We start from the raw sequence: 2,682 nt of genomic DNA, 5'->3' as shown, positions 1-2,682 counted from the left end.
CCGGTCAAGACCGGAACGATCGACGTGCCCGGGACCCTCGTCGGGTCCGACGAGCCGACCGTGACCGCTGACACGATCTACTCCAGTGTCAGCACCTACAGCGTCGATCCCGTCACGGGAGTCATCCTGATCGGCCAGACGGCCCAGGACAGCTACCTCGAGGTCGACGGACAGCGGGCGCTCACGACGACCAAGGCGACGCTCAGGTACACCGACGCCAACACCGCCGAGACGGTTGACGAGTTCAAGTCCAAGGCACTGCTGCTGACGGCCGTCAAGACATATGTGCCGGTCGGCGGCGCGGTCCTCGGCCTGATCCTGGTCGGGCTCGGGCTGTTCAGCCGACGCGACACCGGTGACGGAGCACGCAAGGCACGCAAGGACGAGCTGGTCACGCACTGACCGGTCCCACCGGACAGCGGCGCCGCGATCTCCAGGGGAGTCGCGGCGTCGCTGTCTGCGTGGTCGCGGTGTTCTAGGGTGAGTTTCCTATGACCATCGCTCCCGCCGCCGCGCTCTGCACGTTCATCGACCGCTCACCGACGCCGTTCCACGTGTGCGAGACGGCCGCCGCGGAGCTGGAGGCCGCCGGCTACGTCCGTGTGCGGGAGCAGGACGCCTGGCCTGCCGGGCCCGGACGTCACTTCGTCGTACGCGGCGGATCGCTCGTCGCCTGGTCGACCGAGACAAGCCAGGCACCCGGCGACCCGTTCCGCGTCGTCGGCGGGCACACCGACAGCCCCAATCTGCGCCTGAAGCAGCACCACGACCTCACGCCGGAGGGGCTCGGCGTCGTGGCGCTGGAGCCGTACGGCGGCGCGTGGCTCAACTCCTGGCTCGACCGTGACCTGGGCGTGGCCGGGCGGCTCGCGCTGCGCGACGGCACCGAGAGGCTCCTGCACATCGACGAGCCGGTGCTCCGCGTACCTCAGCTGGCGATCCACCTCTCAGCCGAGCGCAAGGGCGTCGAGCTCGACCCTCAGCGCCATCTCAACGCGATCTGGTCGACCGGCCCCGGCGAGTTCCTCGAGTTCGTGGCCGAGCGGGCCGGCGTCGGGCACGGCGACATCCTGGGCTTCGAGCTCATGGCGCACGACGCCACCCCCAGCGCCCTGACCGGCGCCCGGACCGAGCTGGTCTCGGCCCCGCGGCTCGACAACCAGGTGACCTGCTTCGCGGGTCTGCGGGCCCTGCTGCATGCCACGCCGGTTCCGAGCGTCCGCCCCGTGCTCGCACTGTTCGACCACGAGGAGGTCGGCAGCACCTCCGAGCGTGGGGCCCAGTCCGACCTGCTCGCCACCGTGCTCGAACGCATCGTGCTCGCGGCGGGCGGCACCCGCGACGACTACCACCGCGCGATCGCCGCGTCGGTCTGCGCCTCCGGGGACATGGCGCACGCGACGCATCCCAACTACGCGGAGCGGCACGAAGCGCTCCACCACATCACGATCGGCGGGGGACCGGTCCTCAAGGTCAACGTCAACCTCCGCTACGCGTCGGACGCCCCCGGCGCCGCGCTGTTCGCCCTCGCCTGCGAGCAGGCGGGTGTGCCGATGCAGCGCTACGAGCACCGCGCCGACCTGCCGTGCGGGTCGACGATCGGACCGCTCAGCGCCGCGCGCACCGGCATGCTGACGGTCGACGTCGGTGCCCCTCAGCTGGCGATGCACTCAGCGCGCGAGCTCATGGGCACGGCGGACGTCGACACGTACGCTCGAGCGCTCTCAGCCTTCCTCTCCCCGGCCTGACAGCACAACCTGGCACTCGGCTGCCCCGGCTTCCCGCTGGAGACCGCCGTCGCGTACGATTGAGACTGCGCTGACGGCCTGTACGTACCTCGGACAGAGCAGGCCCGTGCTCGTGCGCCGTGTCGGGCGAATCTCCTCGACTCATTCACGATCCAAGGGCTGTCAGACGTGCCCGACAATTCCACCCATCCATCGGAGCAACTCCTCTATGTCAAGCAGTCTCGCCACACCCCACGTAGCACCACAGGTCGCCGTCAACGACATCGGCTCTGAGGAAGACTTCCTCGCCGCAATTGACCTCACCATCAAGTACTTCAACGACGGCGACATCGTCGAAGGTGTCATCGTCAAGGTGGACCGTGACGAGGTTCTCCTCGACATCGGCTACAAGACCGAGGGCGTCATCCCCTCCCGCGAACTTTCCATCAAGCACGATGTCGACCCCAACGAGGTCGTCTCCGTCGGCGACAACGTCGAAGCCCTTGTCCTCCAGAAGGAGGACAAGGAAGGCCGCCTCATCCTGTCGAAGAAGCGTGCGCAGTACGAGCGCGCGTGGGGCGACATCGAGAAGATCAAGGCCGAGGACGGCGTCGTCGAGGGCACCGTCATCGAGGTCGTCAAGGGCGGCCTGATCATGGACATCGGTCTCCGTGGCTTCCTGCCGGCCTCGCTGGTCGAGATGCGCCGCGTGCGCGACCTCGACCCGTACATCGGTCAGAAGATCGAGGCCAAGATCATCGAGCTCGACAAGAACCGCAACAACGTGGTCCTGTCGCGCCGTGCCTGGCTCGAGCAGACCCAGTCGGCCGTGCGCCAGAACTTCCTCACCGAGCTCCAGAAGGGGCAGGTCCGCAAGGGCGTCATCTCCTCGATCGTCAACTTCGGTGCGTTCGTGGACCTCGGCGGCGTCGACGGACTCGTCCACGTGTCCGAG

The 2,682-nt window shown here is 68.2% G+C and carries 3 protein-coding genes; all 3 read left to right on the top strand.

The genetic code is table 11. The annotated features are described in order from the left end of the window. The coding region (locus V6M46_RS09745; RefSeq protein WP_332664287.1) for a porin PorA family protein at positions 1–402 on the top strand (402 nt) is incomplete at its 5' end. Positions 403–491: 89 nt separating this feature from the next. After that, complete coding sequence (locus V6M46_RS09740) at positions 492–1,748, top strand: M18 family aminopeptidase (RefSeq protein ID WP_332664284.1); 1,257 nt, start codon at positions 492–494, stop codon at positions 1,746–1,748. Positions 1,749–1,956: 208 nt separating this feature from the next. Then, positions 1,957–2,682, top strand: a 726-nt coding sequence (locus V6M46_RS09735) for a S1 RNA-binding domain-containing protein (protein ID WP_332664281.1), incomplete at its 3' end; no start/stop codon positions are given.

The organism is Aeromicrobium sp., from assembly GCF_036676885.1.
In the GTDB taxonomy this organism is placed as follows: domain Bacteria; phylum Actinomycetota; class Actinomycetes; order Propionibacteriales; family Nocardioidaceae; genus Aeromicrobium.
The sequence above is the reverse complement of the archived record's forward strand: the minus strand, read 5'-3'. Positions and strand labels throughout refer to the sequence as shown.

Bases quoted from the DNA above. Each gene is read 5' to 3' on its own strand.
- V6M46_RS09740 (WP_332664284.1), top strand. From the start codon at position 492: ATGACCATCGCTCCCGCCGCCGCGCTCTGCACGTTCATCGACCGCTCA.